Source organism: Mesorhizobium sp. M7A.F.Ca.MR.176.00.0.0, from assembly GCF_004023165.1.
Taxonomy (GTDB): Bacteria; Pseudomonadota; Alphaproteobacteria; order Rhizobiales; family Rhizobiaceae; genus Mesorhizobium.
This window is the reverse complement of record NZ_RZTC01000023.1, coordinates 35,838-58,365: the sequence shown is the minus strand read 5'-3', so window position 1 is coordinate 58,365 and position 22,528 is coordinate 35,838. Positions and strand designations below refer to the sequence as shown.

Sequence of the window (22,528 nt, the reverse complement as noted above, 5' to 3'; positions counted from 1 at the left end):
TTCTCCGAAGGCGCCTGAATGGAGGGCAACGCAACCTAATAATAGTCGATGAGGATCCCAGCAACAAATCTGCCTCCGGCATTCCGCTTCAATGTTAAGCGACGAACATCTGCCGCAAACCACTAGCCATTAAACAGCTCTCTTTTTTGAACGTCTATGTGCAGAGGACTTAATATGGACACCGACACTTTCACGGCTCATGAATCTAACGTTCGTCGTTATTGCCGGGCGTTCCCCACCGTCTTTACGAAGGCCCTTGGGGCGACGATCTGGGACGAGACGGGTAAGCCCTTTATCGATTTCCTGGTGGGTTCCGGCGCACTCAACTACGGGCACAACAATCCGGATATTATGGCGCCAGCGATTGAATATCTCGTCGGGGAGAACATTCTTCTGTCGCTTGATATGCATACGGCGGCAAAGCGCGACTTCATTGAAGGGTTCGTCGATTGGATCCTGAAACCCAGAGGCCTTTCGTACAAGATTCAGTTTCCTGGGCCGACCGGCACGAACGCCAACGAAGCGGCGCTCGCGCTGGCGCGAAAATACACGGGCCGCTCGAGCGTCATGGCCTTTACGAATGCGTTCCACGGCATGTCGCTCGGCTCTCTAGCGGTGTCGGGCTCGGCCTCAACCAGGGAACTGGGAGGCGTTGCTCGCCACGATGTGATCCGTGTTCCCTATGACGGTTATCCGAACCAAGCATTCGATTCCGCCAGTTACATCGACAGCGTTTTGAGCGACCCGGGGAGCGGCATAGAAAAGCCTGCCGCAATCATTCTGGAGACCATCCAGGCAGAAGGCGGCATGAACGCCGCATCCGCAGCTTGGCTCACGGAAATTCAGCGCATTTGCCGTACTCACGGCATTGTTTTTATCGTCGACGATATTCAGGCGGGTGCGGGCCGAACTGGCGATTTCTTCTCATTCGAGTCCGCGAAAATCGAACCGGATATTGTGTGTCTTTCCAAGTCACTAAGCGGTTCAGGTAGTCCGCTGTCCATCGTTCTGATTCGACCCGACTTGGACATATGGAAGCCCGGAGAACATAGCGGGACCTTCAGAGGCAACAATTTCGCCTTCGTGACGGCAGGAGCCATGTGCAAGATGTGGTCGGATAGGAAATTTACTGCAGGTGTCGAGCGGACAGCCGTCAGGCTGCAAACGCACCTCGATCGCCTGGTTGCGAAACTTCCAAGATACATCGAACAGAAGCGCGGCCGCGGTCTGATGGCCGGCCTGAAATGCCGTTCACCGGCAGTTGTCGGCCGCGTGCACGATGTCGCATTCGAAAATGGCCTTCTTATCGAATCCTCGGGGCCAAATCGCGACGTTATCAAAGTCCTCCCACCGATAACCATCACCGATGCCGAACTCGATCGTGGCATCACCATACTTGAACACGCACTACAGGAGCAAGACAATGTCTAGTCAGATATCTCAAGTGCCAGCCATCTCGCCGGTTTCGATCAAAGAACGGACCGGATCGATCAACACGTCGGAGATCATCTCGGTCCTGAAAGGTGAGCTCACCGCTCTGCACATCAAGCAAGCTTTCAGCACCGAAGTAGCCGAGGAGATCACTACGAACTTTATTGGAAGCTCCGGTCTCAGAGAGCGTAAAGATGGTGTGCCCGGACAATATGTCGGCGCATCTCACTACAGAAAGGATGCAGCCACCTATTTCGCAGACGCCGAAAACGCGCGGCCGTACGTCGATGCCCTTTTTAAGAATTTGGTTGACCCGGTTCGAGCAGTATTCGGGGCGTTGAAGCGAGAGCTTCACAACCAGGGAATCGAATTGCGGCTAGCCCGTTCCGAACACGGCCAGGCCAATGTTTGTCGCGGCCTCAGTTGGTCGGGCACAGGCACCTTTTCCTTGGATCCCCACGACGACGTCGCTCAAGTCTTACGTGCTGGCGATGATTACGAGCTTTCTGCGGTGGCGCACAATACGGTCGCAGCGCTCAACCTCTATCCCAGCATGCCTGAGCAAGGCGGCAATCTGAAGCTCTGGAGCCACAAGCCGACGGTTGCGGACCGGATATCGCAAGGTGTGGAGACCACTGGATATCCCTATTCGGCAGCCTATCTGGAGGCCGTCCCTTACCGCGAGTTCGAGCTCAAAACTGGGGATATCGCCCTAATCGATGGCGGCTTCGTTCACGGGGTTACCGGTCAATCAGGCGACGGAAAGCGTCGCCTGGTGCTGAATTGCTTTTTCGGATTTGCCCGGCCTGACCTTGTTCTCTGGTGGACCTGAAGTTGGACGTCGCACCGTAGACCTTGATCAGCATGGTCGACGAGGCACATCTCGACGAATTGCGCCAGCTGCGGCTGGTGCGGGCGCTGGCGGTGGGCATCCAAGAGAACCGGCTTGAAGCGATCCGTCTGCGCGAGCTCACGAAGGAGAGCCTGAGGGCATTGGCCGCCTGAGCACCGCCCGTGTGTCCGCCGCTCCGCTAGACGGCGGCTGCGCGGCGGACACTCAACGTCACCACTGAATGCCACGCCATTTTAGCAGAACTTGACGCACACAACTCACCAGGCGACGCCGCATCGCAGACTGCAGGGCGCTCCAGATGGTTGAGCCGGAATCTTCTCGTCCATCACGCGCGCCACCTCCTGTTGACCGGTGCGCGAGGCTGCTCTCAGATTTTGCAGCCGCCGATGGGCCGAGGACTCCACGACATAACGCTCGTCTACGCCAACCTCGCCGAGGTTCCGGCGCACTCTCAGCTTTGCCGCATCAGGAGCGTCTCTTCGGCCAGCGCCTGCCATGGTGGCATCTGCGCGGTCTTCGCATCGTACGGTTTGAGATCGAACTGATATGGTGTGCGCTGGCGCAGCATGAACCCCTCCGATGGCGCGTGGTCGGCCCTGGTGCTGTGCCCCGAACTATTCGGCCGTTCCGTCCTGCAGCAAGTCACCAAGACCCCAAAGTACTGGCGTAGTTGCGCCACGCGATTCAGACCGCGCCCGCAGCGGAAAACCTCCCGGTCAGCCTTCTCGATCACCTCATGAATGTGAACACAACCCCGGCCCGAGGATGCGATGGACGAAAACTCGCGTTCCGCAGGTCCGTGGGCGTTGTGTCATCGTGTTGTTCACACTGCGAGGCCGCATTCGTGGGTCGACTATGAGACCCGGCAGCCATAACGGGATTATTGGCGCAATCCGGGCTCAGCGGCCTTACATTACAGAAAAGACCGAGACTCTAATCGTCGCCTGACGACACTTCGGCGGCGCTCACCGCTTCCTCTAGTTCGATGATCCCGAGGCTTACCGCCTTCATAGCAGCGACCGTTCTGCTGCCCGTGTCCAATTTCCGCATTACGTTTTTTATGTGAAAATTCACAGTGTTTTCGGACCTGTTAAGTATTCGTCCTATCTCCCACGACGATTTCCCTCTGGCTGCCCAGAGTATGCACTCTATTTCCCTAGCGGAAAGGACGGGCACTTCTTCGAGTTGGGGGCGTTCCATAATCCCTTCTCCGCAACCGTTTGCACCGAATATTGCGAGCGGCGCACAAAGCTGCGGCTAAGGCTCGGCGCGCCGTCCTTGGCAGGTCGGCGTTAAAGCTTTAGCACGGAGTTTCCCCTCGGTGAATTATCGGAACGTAAAATTATATTGATCTTTATATTGCACAACTTCAAAATGGTGAAACATCTTATATTCTGGATAGTTGTGAATGGGATTACCGAAAGTCTGTCCGACGCAGTTGACAAGGTGGGCTTGGCTCTGGCCAACCCGACGGGAGGACGAACATCTCCCGGGCAATCCTTTCGACTTGCATTGGAAAATCAACCTCACTTCCGGTCCTCGTCGCTTGAATCGGCGGTCCTCGCGGTCGCGTGTATGTCGCGTCCGAGGCCTTCTTGGAACCTGCCGGATGCCACATGCCAAGGGACAACGCGGTGTCGACCGGCAGCTAACGCAGGGCCAACAGTGTTGCCGGAATGGCGGCAGCTCAAACGGTTAGCGTAGCGAGAGTGTCACATAGTGCCACCGAAACTATCGCCAACCCGAGCCCACTCCAGAGAGTTTGAAACTTGGTCGTTGATAGTCGCTCAAGCGCTGAGGCTCACGCGTGTTAGAGGCTCTCGAATGTGTAGTATTTGAAACCTCCATTCACCTGGCCGATGAGACGTTCATACGGCATCTGATTCCGGCTCAGATCAGTCTGGCGATACGGTCCATGATCGAGAGTCGGCTTTCGCCACAGTATTCTCACCGGGCGCCTGCACTGATGAGGCACGAACCGTCTTCAACAGTTCGTCTCGCGTCAGCCAAACGAGCCAATCGTCGTCATCTATCCCGTGCGCGGGCAAGTGCAGGACTGATCCGTGTGGCTCCTGATGTAGATACCCATACTGATCGACAACGCCCTTTTGGATGTGCCAATCGGCAACCAGCGCATAGATGAAGTCCGGCGACCATTTAGCCCAGGCTAGTCCAAATGCAATGCGACCGATAAAGGTAGAGAGACCGCGGCCTCTGAAGTCCTCGCGCAACCAGATGTCGCCATGATAGGCGACCAGCCCAGTCATGCTGCGGCCAGTGGGCGCATCGCAGCGAGACGAGGAACCAGACCCGGCTATGAAGGTAGGATCCGCGAACCAGGCTCTCAACGACCCAAGGTGCTCAGCAACGTCTGTGTTGGATAGATGATATAGACGCATTGCTTGTACATGCGCTACTCTTCCATACTGATCACGCCCGACGATCCAAAAGGCCTTTCCAGGCGGAAGATAAGAACAGTCGGGACGGAAGCTTGGATACGTCGGTGACTTCCCGGGAAGTCTGCTGGTGATCCCAACGTACTCTTCAAAATCTTCGCCCATGGTAATGTGAAGGCCCATCTTGCGCCCCAACTCGTCTGCCGCACAGATGCACCTCGCAAGCTCTAGGGTCGTGACGTTGCTCTGCATGCCGATGCACCCTTCAGTGCGCTGAACACACGGTGACTTCTAGAGCTTGCGGGAAAGCACTGATACTACGGCATCTAGTAGTTGACGCGTCCGCTTATAGGCGGGAATGACTTTTAGCATGACGAACAGCAAGCGCACGGAACATAGGATATCCTTCGGGATCGTCGCTCGTCCGAGCGCCACGCCGTTAAAGGCGGGCCGCACACGGTCTCGCCAGGGGTGGCGTAACGTGCCGGCGCGAGCTGGAAGAAGATCGGCTAGGTCGCATCGGTGCGATGACTGCAAGATAGCGGCTAAACTTGACGAAATTGCTCACGCGGCCGTCTCGACATTCATTCCGCTTGTCATCCTAGCTGATTCTCGGGCTCTTACCAACTACTAGGGTGTAGTGTGGATTTCCTACGGCACCATGACGTATTTAGCTGCCTGACGAGTGATCCTCTGCTGGGGGGGCCTAATATTGCCCGTTATCCCTCGTCTGAGCATCATGTGAATAGGGGGAGGCTTGTGTGGTTTTCGATTATATCGTGATCGGTGGCGGTTCCTCTGGATCCGTCGTAGCGAGCAGGCTCTCCGCCGATGGACATCGCGTACTGCTCATCGAAGCCGGTCCTGATACGCCCCCGAATGCCGTCCCTGATGACATCTTGGAAGGCAATCCAACACGTGCTTACTTCAATCCTGATTATCAATGGCCTTTACTCGACGCGACCACAGTCCGGGATGGCCGCAAGCCCATTCATTACGAGCAGGCCCGGGTGATGGGCGGCGGCTCCAGCATCAATGCTCAGGTGGCCAACCGCGGTGGTCCCGAAGACTACAATGACTGGGCCTCGAGCGGTGCAGCGGGCTGGAGTTGGGAGGAGGTTCTACCTTACTTCCGTCGCCTCGAATGCGATCTGGATTTCGGCGGCGAATTTCACGGCAAGGCTGGTCCGCTGCCGATAAGACGGGTGCGTCGATCAGACTGGTCCGGCTTTATCCGAGCGGTATCGAGAGCGTATGAAAATGAGGGTATTCATTTCAGGCCGGACTTCAATGGTGGTTTTGGTGACGGCTACTCCGTCGTTCCCTTGACCAACCGAAACGGCCACCGCGTTTCCGCTGCGATGGCCTACTTGTCCGAGAGCGTCCGCTCTCGACGCAATTTGACAATCTTGCCGGCAACGACGGTTGTGCGTCTGGCCTTTTCAGGCCGCACCGTCACGGGGGTCGAGACGGAAAACAACTTCGGCCAGCAGTCGTATCTCGCTTCAAGTGTGATCCTCTGCGCCGGAGCTGTCCACTCCCCCACCATATTGATGCGCTCCGGGGTCGGCCCGGCCGAGCAACTGACAAATCTCGGTATTCCGGTTGTGGCAGATGTAAGAGGTGTGGGCCAGAACCTTCAAGAACATCCAGGGATCGCCGTTTCTGCGTATTTGAAACCAAGCGATCGCATGGCGCCCAATGTGAGCGGCCACATCCAGATGCACGCCCGTTACTCGTCGGGCTACAATGGGTGCCCGTCGACGGACATGGCAATATCGGGAGTTGCGAAGTCGGCCTGGCACCCGCTGGGCAAGCGCCTCGGCTCCCTCTATTTGTGGGTCAACCGAGTTTACTCGACAGGAACGATCGTGCTCAAGGATCGCTCTCATACCGTAGAGCCGCAGGTAGATTTCAACTGGTTGAGCGACAAGCGGGACGCCGATCGACTGAAGCACGGCTTCTGTTTCATGGCCCGCCTACTGAAGCAGGATTCCCTGTCGGCGGTCGCGCTTGACCCTTTTCCCTCAGCTTGGAATGCACGAGCGAAGCAGGTCAGTAAGGTCAATTGCGTTAATTACGGACTCACCTCGGTGCTTGCTTTGCTTATGGACAGTTCTCCACGCTTGCGCCGCGCCCTCATTAGTCATGTCATAACCGATGGTCATAGCATTGCAGATCTTATCAAAAACGAGGAGCATCTCGACCGATTTGTCCGACAGAATGTGACCGGCAATTGGCATCCGACTTCGAGCTGCAAGATAGGGCAAGCCTCCGACCCTGCTGCGGTGACTGATCCGTCGGGCCGGGTTCGGGGCGTTTCGGGTTTGAGGATTGCCGATGCTTCGGTGATGCCGTTCTGCCCCCGGGCCAATACAAACATTCCAACGATCATGGTGGCTGAGAAGATGGCTGACGCAATTTTAAAAGAAAACCGGGAATCATCAGCGAAAAGGTGATCAAAAAACTTCTTGTGGCCGGATTCGTTTTTGGCCAAGCGATCGAGGTTAATGAGCTGCCAAATGCCAGACAAGTCCCGAAGAGGTAGAACTTGCCGTTGCTTTCACCCACACAAGCTTGGCAATTCCGTCCCTATCAACATGCATACTGATGCTTGCTGTTGCGCATTGCCAACGCACTGGAACGTGGCGGTCATTCGCCTGTATCAACATCGCAAGGCGATACGGGCTGGGTGTACGGCGTCCACACCCTGGCCAGCGTGAATTTGGGCAGATCTCGCGCAGATCATCGAACAGGCTTTCGCATTTGCAGGAAAGTGCTCATCGTCCCTTCTTGAACTCGAGGGCGGTCACAAACCTCGCCTGCTACGGATGTTCAGGGACCGTTAAGTCCAATTGTACAGTAATTTCGCATATTCTTAACATATTTTCTGTTGCGCCGGTGGGTAATCTAGAGGATATTCGCTTCGACAGAGAATAGATCTGTGAATGTAAAACAAGCTTTTGGCTTAAGTAGCCCCACAGGGGCACAGCACCGACGGAGGAGCGACTATGACTGCGCTACCGCAAATCTCATTGGCGAAACTGTCATCCGATGCAACGCGACGTGAAGAGCAACAGCGATTATGCACGGCCTGCGAGGAGTACGGATTCTTCTACCTTATCGAGCACGGAATCCCGAAAGAACAGATTACACAAGCGATCGATGCTTCCCGGCGCTTCTTCGCGTTGCCCCTGGCTACGAAGGAACGCTATGGTCACGCCTTTCAAAACGTCCACCCCACCACCGCCCGTGGATACAGTCCGTTGCACGGTGAAATGCTGCATCCCGAGGCCGGACCGGACCCAAAGGAAATGTTCGACCTCGGTATCGAGAATGAAAGCGACCGGCGTCCATTTGCCGGACGCACACGCCTTCCGGACGACGCCTTAGCTCCAGGTTTCGCGCGGAGCCTCCTAGCTTTGCAGGCCACCGTGCTTAATGGCGTCGTCCCGCCGCTCGGGAACGCGCTGGCCGACCTGCTCGATATGGAAAAAGGCTGGTTCCAACGCCATTTCAGCCCCCCGACGGTTCTGCAACGCGTGATCCGATATCCGTCTACCGGTGGCGCGGCCGCTAAGCATACCGACAATGGTTTTTTCACGCTGCTGCTGCAGGAGGAACTCCCCACGCGATCCTTGCAGGTGTGGTTCCACGGGCGTTGGATACCGGCGCCGAGCCTCCCCGATAGTCTCGTTGTCAATCTGGGCGACATGCTTCAGGTGTTGAGCGATAACCGGTTCAAGAGTACGCCGCATCAGGTCGTGCACAGTGGTCCGGCCGAACGAATTTCCCTGCCCTTCTTTATCTATCCCGACATCGATGCTCGCCTGGCTTCGCGGCAAGGCAATCACACCTTTGGTGTCGCGGAGATGATGCTGCGAAACTACGAGTCAATATGGGAAAAGGGGAATGGGGCCGGGCGCGCGCGTGAGTTGCAGTAGGTGTTCGGCTTTATGAAACGGGAGCAAACTGCGGCGACGATGTAGCACACCCTGACGTGAGCCCTAGAAGAACTCTCTGAGTGCCGCCGTCGCGTAACGCGGCGGCCTCTAGGCCCTTGGAATTAGGCACGCTGGGACTGCCAAATTGTTTAGATTGCGCCGAACGAGATCCTAGCGCTGCGCTGAGGCGAGGATTTCTGACGCGGAAACTGAGCGATTAATCTGGATGCAAGGAGATAATTATAACCAAAGGGAGTGTTTGTCTGGGTCGAGCCGTGCCCGCACGAGCACTCGCGAACGCTCCGGTTAATATCTTTGTCAAACCGTCTGAACTCCAGCTTGGCCTCTGGAACTACTTCGCTACCGGAAGGCCTCTTTTCCAAGGGGGTCATCTGTCAGGCATCGCCCGCTCGCCACGGACGGAAGCCATTTTTGTGGTCCTCGTCTTTGCAGCGCTAGTCTCGCCTGACCAGGTCAACTTCAAGGCCGATGAGGCGCATTCGAGATCCTGGCAACCTTCAAGGAAATGAGAAAAGCCAATGTGCGCGAGGCATGATTTCAACAACGCATTAGAAGTAACTCAGAATTGGATCAGCGATCTGATGTGGAGACTTCGCTGGCATGATCGCGAGCGGGTCTACCAAGCTCTGATTGCGACGCTGCACGCTCTGCGCGACTGCCTGGATCGCGACCACGCCGTTTACATGGGCGCACGGTTGCCAGCTTTGCTTCGCGGCTTCTACTACGAGGGTTGGAATCCCGGCCGGCGCGCCAACGCCAGAAACCGGAATTCATTTCTCGAACGGATCCACGTCGGCGTCCAGCGAGACCCGGCGGTCGATCCGGAAGTGGTTGCCCGCTTAGTGCTGGCCCAATTTGTCGACCGTTTGTCCAGAGCAGAGGTCAAGCGTGCCAAGGCTGCCACTCCAAGAGTGCTGCAAAACCTTTGGCCCTGAGACAGGCGTCTGCCCACGAGCGCCCGCTGTCCGCGTGGCACTTGGTTCCGTAACGCTGGCCTTGGTTTGGGCAGGGATTGAGTTTGGCCCGGAGGTGTAGGGGACGGGCCGCAAGGTTGGAACTCGTCGCGGGCATCCCCCGATCCTAGTAATGCCCCGATCGAGCTCCAGAATGCGTTTGAGTGTGATTCAACAAAAATGATCGAATGAGCCGAAGCTGTCGATCGCCCTGGCCGAGTTCGTGCCACAGCAATCAACCAATCGGCTGGCCGTGCGAGTCGTCCACTAATCCGCCGGCGTCTGGTTGCTGACGAGCATGCAGGAAACCCGCCGAGCGGCTCCCGCCACCAAGGTCGACGCGTAGCAGCGGTGCTGAGTGGACAACTGGTTGAGCCCTTTGGAAGGATCAGCCTATGTGACGAAAGGCAAAGCAATGACCACGCCAATCAGCTTGATGACAGGCGAGCACACCGATATCTATGTCGACGGCGAGCTCCGGCCGGCCCATTCGTCGGCTAGGATTCCGGTCGTGAACCCGGCGGATGAGCTGGAATTTGCGACAATCCCCAATGGCGACAAGCACGACGTTTCTGCGGCAGTGGATGCCGCACGTGCGGCGTTCCGGAACTCCGGGTGGCCTCAGCTGCCGCCGTCGCAGCGAGCCCATTATTTGCGCAGACTCGCGCGTGCAATCGAGGATCGCGCCGAGCAGCTGGGCGCCGTTGTCACGGCGCAGATCGGGATGCCCCTGGTAAGCTCCGTGCAATCCAATGGGAGCGGCACATCGAAATTTTACCGCTACTATGCCGAGCTTGCCGATCAACTAGAAGTCGAATCCGAGCGCATAGGACACGAGTTGCGAACTGTCATTCGGAGGGAGCCGGTAGGTGTTGCCGGATTGATCGTACCGTGGAACGGCCCTCAGGGCGCAATCGCATGGAAGCTGGCACCAGCGTTGGCCGCTGGTTGTACGACGGTCGTTAAGCCCGCACCGGAAGCATCACTGGACTCATACCTGCTCGCTGAAGCCTTAGGCGAGGCAGGCATTCCCCCCGGCGTCGTCAATATCGTGTTCGGTGCGCGCGAAACAGGAGCATTGGTTGCGTCGCATCCGGGTGTCGACAAAGTGTCATTTACCGGTTCAACGCACGCTGGTCGCCAGGTTGCACTGGCCTGTGCCAAGCGCTTCGCGCGCGTTACGCTCGAGCTTGGCGGCAAGTCGGCGGCGTTGCTGCTCGAGGATGTCGATCTTGACACGTTTCTCCCCTTAGTCGCGCCGGCGTGCATCCCGTTCAGCGGTCAGATCTGTCACGCCCTGACCCGCGTCCTTGCTCCGCGCGCACGGTACGACGAAGTCGTCGAAGGAATTGCGAACAAGGTGGCTGGGCTAGTCGTGGGCCACCCGCTCAATCCAGCGACGCAGGTCGGGCCACTGGTGGCGAAGCGGCAGCGTGTTCGCGTCGAGGAGTACATTGCATCTGGATGCGTGCAGGGCGCGAAGGTCGTTACCGGCGGTCGGCGTCCGCAGGGACTTGACGTCGGATATTATCTCGAGCCAACGGTCTTCCGTGATGTCGACACATCTATGCGGATCGCGCAGGAGGAGATCTTCGGGCCGGTGGTGTCTGTGATCCCGTACCACAACGAGGAGGAGGCGATCGCGATCTGCAACGGCACTACGTATGGCCTGGGTGGTGCGGTGTTCACGTCCGACCCTGAGCGGGGCATGGCGATTGCGCGCCGAGTGGAGGCTGGTGTTGTCGGCATCAACCGTTACGCGCTTCACATCGACGCGCCATTCGGCGGTGTCAAGGAAAGCGGCCTTGGTCGGGAACTCGGACCTGAGGGGCTGGCAGCATTCCTCGAGATTAAGTCGATCTTTCCGGCCCAACGGTCGAGTGCAGTGTAATGCGTGCCCAACTGCGCGGGACTAGTGAGGTTATAGAAGTGCAGGGATTGGCGTTGGACGCGAGAACCAGAACCTGAGCTCAAAATTTCCAGGCTCGCGTGTTTTTGCTTATTGGCTTCGCCTGTCCGTGTGCCGCTTCGGCCCGCGTGGCCGCCAATGCCGAAGCATCAGCTCGTAGGCACGCTCGGCATTCTCGGCCACGCTTTATCGCTGTTTCGCAAACTCTTCACGTTGTAGGCGTGAGCCGAACCGCGACGACCGAGACCGCGGTCGCCCGGCGCGCCAGCCTTGAGAGCGAGCTGCCTCTGCTTTGCTGCCACCAGCGCCGCGCGAGCCCAGAAGTAGTCCTGCTCTTTCGTCAGCAGATGCCTCATCAACATCGTGAGCTTGCGGGCGACCGCCACGGCTGCGACCTGATGGCCACGCTTGTTGCGGATGCGCAGAAAGAAGGCTCTGAGCAGACCAGGCGCTTCGCCGCAGACCGGGCGCCTCGACCAGCATGGCGCGGGCGTGGGAGCGCCCATGCTTGCTGATCCGCCCATATTGCGCCAAGCCGAGACCGGATTGGCGCGCGCGGATTGAGGCCGAAGTAGCTCACCAGCCTCTGCGGTTGCCGGAACCGCCGATGTCGCCCACGGCGGCGATGATACCGCTCGCGACCATCGCATTGAGCCGGTCGTCGTCTGAAGCCGCCGGCTTGCACATCATCAGCCGCTTCCCAGGCGATGTCGCGATCGAGGTCAGCCAGATCTTCGGCCAGGCGATCGATCTCGCGGATGTGTGACGATCGCGGCCCCGCTCGTTGTCAGGAAGCACCTGCCGCTCGAGCCAGGCGCGAGCGGCACTTTGCACGAGGTGCGCCTGCAGGATGCCTCTCGTTCTTCACGCGCGTCCGATGCCGCACGGCCTGGTTGCACCGCGCGACCAGACCGCGAAGCCGCTCGGCCCGCTCATCGGGAACCCAGACCTCAAGCAGAAAGCCGCTGGCATGGAGCTGCGCCAGAACGCCGGCATCGATCTTGCCGGTCCTGATACTGGCATGGGCGATCGCCTTCACCTGCATCGGGTTGGCCACAATCTCCCGGCCGACATAGGGCGACAGAACCCGCACTACCGCCATGCGTCGCAAACTGCGGCCAACCCCTTTTAGTCCCGAGCGGGTCATGTCGACCCGTCCGTGATGGCGCAGCCGGCCGTCTTCCCAAACTACCACCTTCGCAAAGGTGCGGTGGATATCCATTCCAATCACACATCTGATCGGCTCCCTTTCCTCAAACAGTCGGGAGCCAACGGACGGCACACCTACGGATCCGCGCTCTCGGCGCAACCGGGCAAGTCGCAGGGAACGCGAGTCGCAGCTCATCGAATTGATCGGTCTGCCCGTACGTGCTCCCGGCGCTCCTGTCCCGGATGGTCGCACCATCCCCGAAAATCGCTCATCTCCAGCGGGGATCGGATCGCGCCGTCATGGGTCATACCGGTTACAAACGCCACGAGGCGTTGAACCAAACGCGGTCATGTCCCAATGCCCGCAATGAACCTGCTATAATACTGGTTCTCAACCACGCCGCCGAGGAATGGAAACGCGCCCCGCGCGAGTGGTTCATGGCCAGGACACAATTCGCCGTCGTCTTCGGCGAAGGTTCGTCAGCTATGAAGCCGCCGATTTCGCCTTCGCCGATCACCGCCGTATCCATAAGACCGTCGAGCACGTCACGAGGAGCGCCGCCCAACGCCTCGAAAGCAGCGGCCTGACAGCGTATAAGCAGCAGCAGATCCTGTCGAAGCGGGCCAAATCAAGCGGCTGAAGCCGAGCACCAGAGAGAATAGCTGCGTGTTTCGGTAATTCCCGGACATCCTTTTCGCTAAATCCCGGACAGTGATTTCAGTAATTCGCGGACAGCGATTCCGCTAAATCCCGGACAGTTTTCGGAAGCGGATTTAGCGGTCGGTTCTTGGCTGCGCCGTTCTGGCAGTTTGGCCTCTCACGATGATGTTGAGAGGGGCCATGCCGAGACGGAAGCAAGCGAGACGAACGAGCGTGAGGGACATCCAAGCGATGTTGCGCCTGACCCATGAGCAGGGTCTTTCGGTGCGTGAAGTGTCGGAACGGCTGAAGATCAGCAAGACGACAGTATCGACCTATTTGCTACGGGCGCGGGAGGCCGGGCTGTCATGCTGGCCTTTGCCGCCGCGACGCGACACTTGAGCGGCTGCTGTTTGGCCGTGCCGGTCGTCCGCCGCAAGACCTAAGCGAACCGAACTTTGCGCTGATCGCCAGGGAGTTGAAGCGCAAGGGGGTGACGCTGACGCTGTTGTGGCAGGAGTGTCGCGCCGCCCACCCCGACGGCTACGGCTACACCTGGTTCTGCGAGCACTTCGCCGCTTTCGAGCGCCGGACGAGCGCGACATTCCGCAACCGGCATGCGGCGGGCGCGGTGGTGCAGACGGACTATGCCGGGCAGACGGTGCCGGTGATCGATCCGGCGACCGGCATCATTTACCCGGCGCAGATTTTTGTCGCGGTGCTGGGCGCCTCCAGTCTGACCTTCGCCTTTGCCAGCTCCAGCCAGAAGCTGCCGGACTGGATCGAGGGCCAGGTGCAAGCGCTCGCCTTCTTCGGCGGCGTCACCAGAGCGATAGTGTGCGACAACCTGAAGGCCGGTGTCGTCAAGGCGCTGTGGTTCGAGTCGAGGCTGAACGCGACCTTTGCCGCGATGGGCACTACGACACCACTATCCTGCCGACCCGCAGCCGCAAGCCGCGCGACAAGGCCAAGGTCGAAGGCGCGGTGCTGATGTCGAGCGCTGGATTCTGGCGCGGCTGAGGAACCGATCCTTCTTCTCGATCGCCGAGCTCAACGCCGTGATCGCCGAACTGCTCGAGGAGCTGAACAACCGGCCGATGCGCCATGTCGGCCAAAGCCGCCGCGAACTGTTCGGGGAGATCGAGCGGCTGCCTTGAAGCCGCTGCCGGCGGCACCGTTCGAATACGCCGAGTGGAAGTCGGCGAAGGTCCATCCTGACTACCATGTCGAGGTCGACAAGACCTTCTATTCGGTGCCGCACCGGCTGATCGGGCACACCGTCGAGGTGCGGCTCACGCATCGAGTGGTCGAGATCTTCCACGATCACCAGCGTGTCGCCAGCCATGTCCGTCGCTCGCAGCGTTCCGGCCATGTCACCGTCAACGAACACATGCCCAAGGCGCACCAGCGCTACGCCAACACCACGGCCAGCCTGATCAGCAGGGCGGCCAGGATCGGCCCCAACGCCGCCATCCTGGTCGAGCGCATGATGCGCGAGCGGCCGCATCCGGAACAGGGATACCGCTCGGCCATGGGCATCCTGTCGCTGGCGCCGCGCTATGGGCCGGAGCGTCTCGATGCCGCCTGCGAGCGGGCGCTGCTGATCAACGCGATCGCCTACTCCTCCGTCACCGCCATCCTCAAAGCCGGCCTCGACCGGGCCAGCTCCGCAGAACCGGCAAAGCCGACACCCCAGCACGCCAATATCCGCGGCTCCACCTATTACCAGTGAAGGAAAGGAAGAAAGAATGCTGACGAACCCCACCCTCGACCAGATGCAGGCCCTCGGTCTGGCCGGCATGGCTGCCGCCTGGCGCGAACTGGCCGAACGCAACAACGCCAACGAGCTCAGCCGTGACGAGTGGCTCGGCCTGATGCTCGACCGGGAGGTCGCCATGCGGGCCGACAAGCGCGTCCGGAACCGGCTCGCCTCAGCCAGGCTGCGCTTTCCCGAAGCCTGCATCGAGGACATCGACTTTGCCGCGCCGCGCGGACTCGACCGGCGCAGCACCATGGCGCTCGCCCAGGGCGAATGGCTGAAAGCGCATGAAAACCTGATCGTCACCGGCCAGACCGGAACCGGCAAGTCGTGGCTGGCCTGCGCCTTCGGCCGGCAAGCGGCACGGCTCGATCATTCCGTGCTCTATGTGCGCGTGCCGCGCCTGTTCGAGGATTTGGCGCTCGCTCGTCTCGATGGCCGCTTCCCACGCCTCATCGACAAACTCACCCGCGCGCAACTGCTCATCCTCGATGACTTCGGACCCACAGCCTCACCGACCAACAGCGCTTCCATCTGTTCGAAATCGTCGAGGAACGCTATCGCCGCAAATCCACCCTGATCACCGCCCAGGTCCCGGTGGCAAGATGGCATGACCTGATCGCAGACCCCACCGTCGCCGACGCCATTCTCGACCGGATCGTGCACAACGCCCACCGCATCGTGCTCCAGGGCGACAGCATGCGAAAGCAAAAGGCCGCGCCCCTCTTGACCGGCGCCGAAAACGGCGAAATCAATCATCCGTGAACGCAACAAGGCACCCAAGGACCGACGCCGTCAGACTGTCCCGACATTAGCGAAACCACTGTCCGGAATTAGCGGAACCCCTGTCCGGCTTTTGCGAAATACGCAAATAGCCAGATGATCCTCGGTGTCGTTGGTTCGTCGGTGAAGACGACATGTGAGGCAAAGTCGACCTGCGCCTGCTCGCCGGGCGGGGTCTCGAAGAATCCTATCCGCGCTCCTATGCCTTTTCCCGTTCGTCAACAGTGGGCAATGGCGTTATCGACCAACCAATTGAGGCGACGGCACGCTGGACTATCGCTTCCGTCTGAGCATAGGTGGGTGAAGCGGCGACGACATGCCCGATGCAGTCTCGGTAATCGCCTTTCCTTACGATTGGCGCCTTAGACTTAACATACAATCTTATCTCTGCGACACCTGGTAAAGCAGCTGCCCGGCCAGCGCCATCGGTCCAATCGAGGGTGCCATCGCTATCAGCAACAAGAAATCGCCCAACCGCAGTCCGCGAGTCTCTTTTGCGCAAGTTCGGTTCATCGCCGATGACAAGCTTGATGTGCTCGGTAATGAGATCGACACCGTGAGCAAGCTTAATCAGTAGAGGAGTGGGCGCACCACTAAGACGCGGATTGACTTCAATGACGACTGGGCCACGTTTGGTCAACCGGAGTTCAACACTTTTTGGCCCCCAGTCAAGGCCGAGAGCTGGCAAACAGCTGAGCGAAACATCGGCCATACGCTCATGCTCCTCATCAGTTAGCGGGGCCGGAAAAGTGCACTCTCGATAGACGAAGTGCGGTGGCGGATGGTAGTCAGCGGCGACAATCCCCACGACCTCATGTCCCATCACTGCAGCGACATACGCAGGGCCTTCTGCGAATTCTTCGACCAGCACTCTTGGCGGAGACCGCCATATGTGCTTCCCCTCCAACAGATAGGCCGTATGTTCGGCCAGCTCATCGGGGCTGCGGCACAATCGGACACCCATGCTGCCACTGCCTACGGCTGGCTTAACAATCACGGGAAGGCCGATCTCCGCGGCAGAGCTTTCTACGTCCGTCGCATTCGCTGCCAGGCGATAAGCAGGTATTGCAACGCCGGCCTCTGCGAGGAGCTGACGTTGAACGAATTTGTCGTAGCATTGTTCAATCGACGCGGGATCGGGACCCGGTAGATCAAAACACCGGCAGAGCTTACCAACTGTGGCAGAGACCGACTCGTCGTGGCCCGCAAAGCCGGTGATGCCGGCAATGCCAAATGTGGCATGCAGCCGGGAACATTCCTGGATTAGCGCATCGAGATTGTCTATATCGACACGAATTGTCTGAAGGTTTTCCGCTGCAAGATATTCGTACTGAGTCGGATCAGCCGACAGTGTAATCGGATGTAAACCAAGACGCTGAGCCGCTTGGACATAGAGCTGACCATTACCCCTATGACCTTCGATCAGGATGAGCGCTTTCCTTGCCATTGGCTGTCTCCTACGTTGTGTTCCTGCGACCTGCAGGAGCAAAAAATTGGCATCAGCCCGTTCGGCTTAGCCTGACCTCAGAAGTGAAAGTACCATCGCCGACGATTTGCGGTTGCAAAGATTGTGTATTTTTATGCGAAGGATCTGCAACGGCTGGCCTAGCGGGTAGTGTGCCGAGAGTTCGGCAATACGCTGAGGGAAGCCCCACGAATGTGACACCCGCCTTGGAATTAATCTTTCATTCTCGATTGAAGACAAGTCATGCGAGGCGTGGAGTCAGCTTGGGTCGGCCTATTGCGGGGCGGTGCGGTAGTAGCTTAGTTTCGACGTTGAGGCTTGGGCAAGGTTCAGAGCTGACACGTCTGATCGGGGTGCCAAGTCGTCTCAAGTGAGCGGGCCGAACACGTGGATAATCAGATCGAGCTTCGCGCCCTCAGGCATTTCATCCGAGTATCCGAACTTGGCAGCATCAGCCGAGCTGCGGTTGAGTTGCGCCTAGCACAACCCGCTTTATCTAGGCAAATGCGTCGCCTGGAGGAAACACTCGGGGTGCAATTGTTCATTCGGGATGGTCGAGGGGTGACGTTGACGGAAACTGGCGCCAAGCTCCGCGACGAAGTTGCGAATGTCTTGCTGCGGCTCGAAAATGCTTGCCTTCAAGCTCGAATCGATGAAGGGAGTCCCTCCGGTGTCATTCGCGTGGGAGTTCTGCCCAACCTGGGCCCAACCTTCATGGCGGAGCTTATTTTAGGCTGCCGTGAACAATTCCCCCGTGTTAGGCTAAAATTGCTTGAGGGGTTTACCTACCAAACCGCGAATTGGATACAGAGCAAGCAGATCGATCTAGGCTTCGCTTACGATGTTGATAGTTATCGCCATCTAAACCCCGAATTCCTTTTCCAAGAAGAAGTTTATTTGGTTGGTTCAACAAAAAATTGGCCGTTCGGTGAGAGGGTGTCGTTGTCTGAATTGGAGGGCCTTCCGCTGATTATTCCGGCGCCGCCGAGTTATACGCGACGACGCCTGGAGGCAGCCGCACACGAGCAAAAGGTGGAATTGACATTCAAGTACGAGATCGACTCTATACCTCTCATTAAGCGGATGATTGCGCTGGATGAAGGCTACGGGATTTTCAGTCGTGCATGCTTGTGGGAAGATCTCGAAGGCCCAAACCTGTCTGTCGCTGCGATTGAGCGGTCTTCGCTAAGCTTTGAATTGGCGCTAACAACCGCATATGGAACAATACTGCCGCCAGCCGCACGGCACATCATATCATTCCTTGAGCAGATGGTTCGACGTTATGTCGAGCTCGGGCGCTGGTCGGGCGAGTTTATTACTGGCGGCACGAGTTCATCGACCACCAGTTGAAGTGGCTGGAGCACCGTCGGGCCACTGGCTAACTGACCATTTGTCATCGCCTGCGATGCAGCGACTCGCGAAAGTGCTTGCCGGTCTTCGGAGGGGGCAGCGGCGCTACTGGTGCTTCCATTCTATTCGTCAATTGGCAGAGCCAATGATGCCTTAATTCGATCCATTACGACCATCGTTTTAAAGCCCTTGATATCGGGGTGCTCATGAAAAAAGCGACGAGTAAATGCCTCGTACTCGACCATATCACGCACCGAAATTGCGAGAACAAAATCGGCCTCACCTGTTACGTAATATCCATTCATAATCTCGGGCGTGCGCCGGATAGCTTGTTTGAAACGATCGATGATATCAGCGCGATCGCGCTCTAAAGTGATAGAGGCTAGCATGAGCATGGGCCTCCCGATCGCTTCTGGCGAGATTACAGCAACATCTGCCTGGATCACACGCGCATCTCGAAGTCGCTTCAATCGCCGCTGACATGCGGTTGCCGAAAGGCCTGCAAGTTCGCCCAATTCTTCTGTGGTAAGGCGATTGTTACGCTGTACGGCAATGAGGAGTTTCCGATCAATTCGGTCCAAATCTAGCGGCGGTGCATGCAACATTGGGGCTCCTCGCAGGAAAACTGCACATTCTTGCTAATATTAGCTCAACTTCTGCGATGTCTCGCTCATACCGATTCCATATATCTGTTATGCGCAGGTGATCCGGCAATCTCCGGGTCGGCTGACAGGACGCGGACGTGCAATACGACCCGGGGGCTCGGCTGCTGCCGGTCAGTCCCTCATCGCCCTTGGCGCATCGGAAAATAGGCATCATATCGACTGGCTCCTCCTAGGCTGCTTTGTAAGCCGCGGTTCACAGTTGCCGCCGTATCCTGTAGGCGTGTAGGCGCGGCATTCGATGCGGTGTTGCGATGCTGGAACCCTCAGCGAATTGTCAGAACGCTAGGCCAAAACTGCCAGCACACGGCGGTGCCACAATGCAGTGCCTGCCCTGGCTGTTCCTTTGGTCCTGTCCAGCAGAGGGACAGTGCACGCAGGGCTCCAAAAACGCCGGTTTCCTGCGCGACAAGGGAAACCTTTGCGCAGGACGGTGATATGGGGCTTGCTATAGTTCGGCGCTCGCTGCCAAGGGTGCAGTTTCCCCACGGCACTGGAGAGAGGCCTGCGACTAGTCTCACCCAAGGAAAAAGATGATCTCTGAACGCAGCATTTCAGTCAGTGGTATCGGGACCTCATACTATGAGAGCGGAATAGGCGAGCCTATCGTATTCCTGCACGGTGCCGGCTTCGGTGCAGACGGAAAGAGTTCCTTTGTGCGGCAGCTCAACGAACTATCCGATCAGTTCAGGGTTATCGCGGTAGATCAACTGCAGTGCGGCGGGACCGATTATCCCGCCGATCAAAAATTCGTAAACCGCCTTGGTCGCGTAGACCACGTGATTGGCTTCATCGAAGCGCTGGGTTTGAAGCAGATCACCCTCGTTGGTCATTCAGAAGGGTCATTCGTGGCCGCGCGGGTCGCGATCCTGCGTCCCGATCTTGTCTCGAGGCTTGTATTGCTGACAGCCAGTTCCGTTTCTCCGGCCTATGGGGACGACCGCGACGAAACTTGGTGGCAAGCCTATACGGAAGTTTACGACAATTCCAGCCCGATGCCGAGCGAAGAGGAATACGTCGCCGCCTGGCGAAAGAGCGCCCGCGCCTATGGGCAGGATGTGGAAGAGGCTAAGAGAGAGGCCTATCGGCGGGCCGCGGCGCGCGGGCAATACGAGATTCTCCGGAACCTGCCCGAAGAAGAAACCAATCTCCGTCTGTATGTTGTGTTGCAGCAAACCTATGTGTTCCCGTACCTTGATCGGCTTCGGGCCGAGACATTGATTATCTGGTCCAAGAACGACCCCACGGTGCCGCCTGACCGCGGTTTAAAGCTGGCAAAGCTGATCAAGAATTCGGATTTCCACCTGCTGAACAATGCGGGGCATGACGTCCAGATCGACCAGAGCGAAGCAGTAAACAGACTCATCCGGTACTGGACTGCCAAATCACCAACCAGCGGAAACTAGCAACCGTTCGATCCCTGGGTGTCTAAGAGGCAAATACTGCAACGCTGTGTTGCGCAGCTGCGCCAACTGTTTTCTGAGGAAGAGATATGCAGAACAACCTGCGGATCGGTCAATCAAAGCTGATTGGGCAAGGCATGCGATGGCAATCTCGACCGCAGGCGCAGGGGCGGGGCTGTCCCCACATTTTGCCAGTAGTCTATTAATTGGGGCGGGAGGTTTGGCGATGGATTTGACGGCGCAACTCATTAGGCACGTTATTGACTCGGGCGCAGAGACAATACCTAAGGAGTCGATTGAACGCGCGAAACTCTCCGTTCTCGACACGCTTGCCAGCGCGATCGGGGGATCGGATGACCAGATCGCGCACTTCGCTCGTCGGCTGGGCAGCTTGTCCGGCGGCAAGGCAGAATGCACCGTCTGGGTTTCTGGAGAAAAGCTTCCTGCTTGCTTGGCGGTCCTCGTCAACGCCACCACGGCTAGAGCCATCGACTTTGATGATACCTACGAGCTTTGTATCAACGGCTGCCACGCCAGTGCTTACAATGTGCCGCCGGCGCTGGCGCTCGCGGAACGCGATCCTTCTATTACAGGAAGCGAATTGCTGGTCGCATTAGCGACGGCTATGGATTTGCACATGCGTCTTGCGCGCAGCGTGACGACCCACTCATTGAAAACCGGCCGCGACAATATTGTTGCGGTGTGGGGCACCACTGCGGTTAGCGCAAAATTGCTGCGGCTCGATGAAGAGAAAACCCGAAATGCATTCGGCATCGCCTACGCCCACGCCGCCGGGGAAGTACAGATGTATGAGGAAGGCGCGCACACCGTGTCGCTGCAACAAGGATTGCGGGCGCGTTCGGGGGTGGAATCGGCCCTGTCAGCTATGGTGGGTTTCAACGGTCCTCGGGAGCCCTTCTTTGGTAAGTATGGCTTCTACAGAGCCTTCGAACCCAGCTACGACGTCGATTTGCTTATGGAGAAACTTGGTCAGGACTACGTGAACGCTGAGATCAGCTTCAAAGCTTGGCCGGCTTGCAGGGCTATGCATCCCGGGATCGATGGACTGAAGCAATTGCGCGACAAGTACGGCTTCAAGGGGGAGGATATTGTCTCACTTGAGCTCGGGGTGAACCGTCTCGTCGCTGAGAGTTATGTGGTACAGCCGCGCGACCAAAAGTGGAACCCAAAGGACCCGGTCGTCGCGCGCTTCAGCCTGCCTTACGTCATCTCTGTCGCGGCGCAGCACGGCAGAGTAGGAATCAGCGATTTCCGTCCGGAAGCATTTGAGGATGCGGCTGTGCGCCGGATCATGGCTGTCACGAAGATTGAAGTTGATCCAGAGATCGATCGTACTCACGGTCTGCATCAAAATTCGCCGACAGCAGTTACCGTGAAGCTGAGGGGCGGCGCAGAACATTTCATTCGTATTGACAAGCCATTCGGCCATCCGGACAATCCGGCTTCGCTCGCCGATGGAATGCGTAAACTCAAAGCTTGCGCCGAAACATCCATGTTACCATTCTCCGATACACAGCTCGAGTTGATTGGGGAGTTCGTCGAGGACCTTGATAAGCGGCCCACGTTGGCACCGCTATTCGAGCTGCTTGTTGGCGGTAAGTAGTCACGAACGTGCGAAATCAATGCTGATCTCGACTGCACTGGCTGCCCCCTTGCGATAATGGAGTTGCTCGCCGATGAAGCCAAGCACAACGGCTCGCGTCCTCAGCACGGCGTAGTCTTCGCTGGAAAGCATATCGTATTCAGAAAGCCGCTTAACCGAAGGTCGATCGGACGGACTTGAAGGTGC

16 protein-coding genes and 3 pseudogenes are annotated in these 22,528 nt (G+C 58.0%); 13 read left to right on the top strand and 6 right to left on the bottom strand.

Features of this window, described 5'->3' with window-relative positions; genetic code table 11:
• Positions 1–174 precede the first annotated feature (174 nt).
• The 3 genes from ectB to EOB59_RS35255 are packed head-to-tail and all read left to right on the top strand — an operon-like array spanning position 175 to position 2,436.
• A complete protein-coding gene (gene ectB / locus EOB59_RS10600; RefSeq protein WP_095489412.1) occupies positions 175–1,431 on the top strand; it encodes a diaminobutyrate--2-oxoglutarate transaminase in 1,257 nt (418 codons plus the stop codon).
• Complete coding sequence (locus EOB59_RS10595) at positions 1,424–2,263, top strand: hypothetical protein (RefSeq protein WP_095489413.1); 840 nt, start codon at positions 1,424–1,426, stop codon at positions 2,261–2,263. Before ectB ends, EOB59_RS10595 begins: the two co-directional genes overlap by 8 nt.
• 32 nt (positions 2,264–2,295) lie before the next feature.
• Positions 2,296–2,436: a hypothetical protein gene (locus tag EOB59_RS35255; protein WP_189341863.1), complete on the top strand. Its 141-nt coding sequence runs from the start codon at positions 2,296–2,298 to the stop codon at positions 2,434–2,436.
• Between the two features lie 781 nt (positions 2,437–3,217).
• Here the strand turns inward: EOB59_RS35255 and EOB59_RS10590 are convergent.
• A pseudogene (locus EOB59_RS10590) lies at positions 3,218–3,463 on the bottom strand (helix-turn-helix transcriptional regulator); the annotation flags it as partial.
• 1,978 nt (positions 3,464–5,441) lie between these two features.
• Here EOB59_RS10590 and EOB59_RS10580 point away from each other — a divergent pair.
• The 4 genes from EOB59_RS10580 to EOB59_RS10565 all read left to right on the top strand — a co-directional run bounded on the left by EOB59_RS10580 (position 5,442) and on the right by EOB59_RS10565 (position 11,489).
• Positions 5,442–7,139 (top strand): GMC family oxidoreductase, encoded by a 1,698-nt coding sequence (locus EOB59_RS10580; protein WP_128288333.1) that lies wholly within the window; start codon positions 5,442–5,444, stop codon positions 7,137–7,139.
• A gap of 552 nt (positions 7,140–7,691) precedes the next feature.
• On the top strand, positions 7,692–8,624 hold the full coding sequence (locus tag EOB59_RS10575) for a 2-oxoglutarate and iron-dependent oxygenase domain-containing protein (protein WP_128288332.1): 933 nt from the start codon (positions 7,692–7,694) through the stop codon (positions 8,622–8,624).
• 539 nt (positions 8,625–9,163) lie between these two features.
• Positions 9,164–9,580 carry a DUF2267 domain-containing protein gene (locus EOB59_RS10570; RefSeq protein WP_095489418.1) on the top strand — a complete coding sequence of 139 codons (417 nt, stop codon included), beginning with the start codon at positions 9,164–9,166 and terminating at the stop codon, positions 9,578–9,580.
• Between the two features lie 388 nt (positions 9,581–9,968).
• Positions 9,969–11,489: an aldehyde dehydrogenase gene (locus EOB59_RS10565; protein ID WP_245330128.1), complete on the top strand. Its 1,521-nt coding sequence runs from the start codon at positions 9,969–9,971 to the stop codon at positions 11,487–11,489.
• A 167-nt stretch (positions 11,490–11,656) separates the two neighbouring features.
• Here the strand turns inward: EOB59_RS10565 and EOB59_RS36140 are convergent, their stop codons facing one another.
• Positions 11,657–12,013, bottom strand: coding sequence for a hypothetical protein (locus EOB59_RS36140; protein ID WP_245486587.1), 357 nt, complete (start codon positions 12,011–12,013; stop codon positions 11,657–11,659).
• Positions 12,014–12,114: 101 nt separating this feature from the next.
• Between EOB59_RS36140 and EOB59_RS36135 the strand changes: the two genes are divergently transcribed.
• A complete protein-coding gene (locus EOB59_RS36135) occupies positions 12,115–12,273 on the top strand; it encodes a hypothetical protein (RefSeq protein WP_245486586.1) in 159 nt (52 codons plus the stop codon).
• Between the two features lie 21 nt (positions 12,274–12,294).
• Here the strand turns inward: EOB59_RS36135 and EOB59_RS36130 are convergent, their stop codons facing one another.
• A complete protein-coding gene (locus EOB59_RS36130) occupies positions 12,295–12,729 on the bottom strand; it encodes a hypothetical protein (RefSeq protein ID WP_245486585.1) in 435 nt (144 codons plus the stop codon).
• A gap of 768 nt (positions 12,730–13,497) precedes the next feature.
• Here EOB59_RS36130 and istA point away from each other — a divergent pair.
• Together istA and istB are read left to right on the top strand one after the other, a co-directional pair.
• A pseudogene (gene istA / locus EOB59_RS10555) lies at positions 13,498–15,028 on the top strand (IS21 family transposase).
• 16 nt (positions 15,029–15,044) lie between these two features.
• Positions 15,045–15,820 (top strand): annotated as a pseudogene (gene istB / locus EOB59_RS10550) (IS21-like element helper ATPase IstB).
• Positions 15,821–16,037: 217 nt separating this feature from the next.
• On the opposite strand, the gene EOB59_RS10545 reads toward istB, so the two are convergent.
• Positions 16,038–17,285, bottom strand: a complete 1,248-nt coding sequence (locus tag EOB59_RS10545; RefSeq protein ID WP_128288331.1) for an acetyl-CoA carboxylase biotin carboxylase subunit family protein — start codon at positions 17,283–17,285, stop codon at positions 16,038–16,040.
• 405 nt (positions 17,286–17,690) lie between these two features.
• Here EOB59_RS10545 and EOB59_RS10540 point away from each other — a divergent pair, with 405 nt between their 5' ends.
• Entirely contained in the window at positions 17,691–18,653 is a 963-nt protein-coding gene (locus EOB59_RS10540) for a LysR family transcriptional regulator (protein ID WP_128288330.1), read from the top strand.
• A gap of 122 nt (positions 18,654–18,775) precedes the next feature.
• On the opposite strand, the gene EOB59_RS10535 is transcribed toward EOB59_RS10540, so the two are convergent.
• Positions 18,776–19,258 (bottom strand): Lrp/AsnC family transcriptional regulator, encoded by a 483-nt coding sequence (locus tag EOB59_RS10535; RefSeq protein ID WP_128288329.1) that lies wholly within the window; start codon positions 19,256–19,258, stop codon positions 18,776–18,778.
• 590 nt (positions 19,259–19,848) lie between these two features.
• Between EOB59_RS10535 and EOB59_RS10530 the strand changes: the two genes are divergently transcribed.
• Together EOB59_RS10530 and EOB59_RS10525 are read left to right on the top strand one after the other, a co-directional pair.
• The gene (locus tag EOB59_RS10530) at positions 19,849–20,721 is read left to right on the top strand and encodes an alpha/beta hydrolase (protein WP_128288328.1); all 873 of its coding nucleotides are present in this window, start codon (positions 19,849–19,851) and stop codon (positions 20,719–20,721) included.
• 223 nt (positions 20,722–20,944) lie between these two features.
• Positions 20,945–22,342 (top strand): MmgE/PrpD family protein, encoded by a 1,398-nt coding sequence (locus tag EOB59_RS10525; RefSeq protein ID WP_128288327.1) that lies wholly within the window; start codon positions 20,945–20,947, stop codon positions 22,340–22,342.
• On the opposite strand, the gene EOB59_RS37185 is transcribed toward EOB59_RS10525, so the two are convergent.
• The gene (locus EOB59_RS37185) at positions 22,343–22,474 is read right to left on the bottom strand and encodes a hypothetical protein (protein ID WP_281061718.1); all 132 of its coding nucleotides are present in this window, start codon (positions 22,472–22,474) and stop codon (positions 22,343–22,345) included.
• Positions 22,475–22,528: the final 54 nt, after the last annotated feature.

What these genes read in the sequence shown, in the direction of transcription:
- ectB (WP_095489412.1), top strand. Translation starts at nt 175, where the DNA reads ATGGACACCGACACTTTCACGGCTCATGAATCTAACGTTCGTCGTTAT.
- EOB59_RS10595 (WP_095489413.1), top strand. Translation starts at nt 1,424, where the DNA reads ATGTCTAGTCAGATATCTCAAGTGCCAGCCATCTCGCCGGTTTCGATC.
- EOB59_RS35255 (WP_189341863.1), top strand. Translation starts at nt 2,296, where the DNA reads ATGGTCGACGAGGCACATCTCGACGAATTGCGCCAGCTGCGGCTGGTG.
- EOB59_RS10575 (WP_128288332.1), top strand. Translation starts at nt 7,692, where the DNA reads ATGACTGCGCTACCGCAAATCTCATTGGCGAAACTGTCATCCGATGCA.
- EOB59_RS10570 (WP_095489418.1), top strand. Translation starts at nt 9,164, where the DNA reads ATGTGCGCGAGGCATGATTTCAACAACGCATTAGAAGTAACTCAGAAT.
- EOB59_RS36140 (WP_245486587.1), bottom strand. Translation starts at nt 12,013, where the DNA reads ATGGGCGCTCCCACGCCCGCGCCATGCTGGTCGAGGCGCCCGGTCTGC.
- EOB59_RS36135 (WP_245486586.1), top strand. Translation starts at nt 12,115, where the DNA reads ATGTCGCCCACGGCGGCGATGATACCGCTCGCGACCATCGCATTGAGC.
- EOB59_RS36130 (WP_245486585.1), bottom strand. Translation starts at nt 12,729, where the DNA reads ATGGATATCCACCGCACCTTTGCGAAGGTGGTAGTTTGGGAAGACGGC.
- EOB59_RS10545 (WP_128288331.1), bottom strand. Translation starts at nt 17,285, where the DNA reads ATGGCAAGGAAAGCGCTCATCCTGATCGAAGGTCATAGGGGTAATGGT.
- EOB59_RS10535 (WP_128288329.1), bottom strand. Translation starts at nt 19,258, where the DNA reads ATGTTGCATGCACCGCCGCTAGATTTGGACCGAATTGATCGGAAACTC.
- EOB59_RS10530 (WP_128288328.1), top strand. Translation starts at nt 19,849, where the DNA reads ATGATCTCTGAACGCAGCATTTCAGTCAGTGGTATCGGGACCTCATAC.
- EOB59_RS10525 (WP_128288327.1), top strand. Translation starts at nt 20,945, where the DNA reads ATGGATTTGACGGCGCAACTCATTAGGCACGTTATTGACTCGGGCGCA.
- EOB59_RS37185 (WP_281061718.1), bottom strand. Translation starts at nt 22,474, where the DNA reads ATGCTTTCCAGCGAAGACTACGCCGTGCTGAGGACGCGAGCCGTTGTG.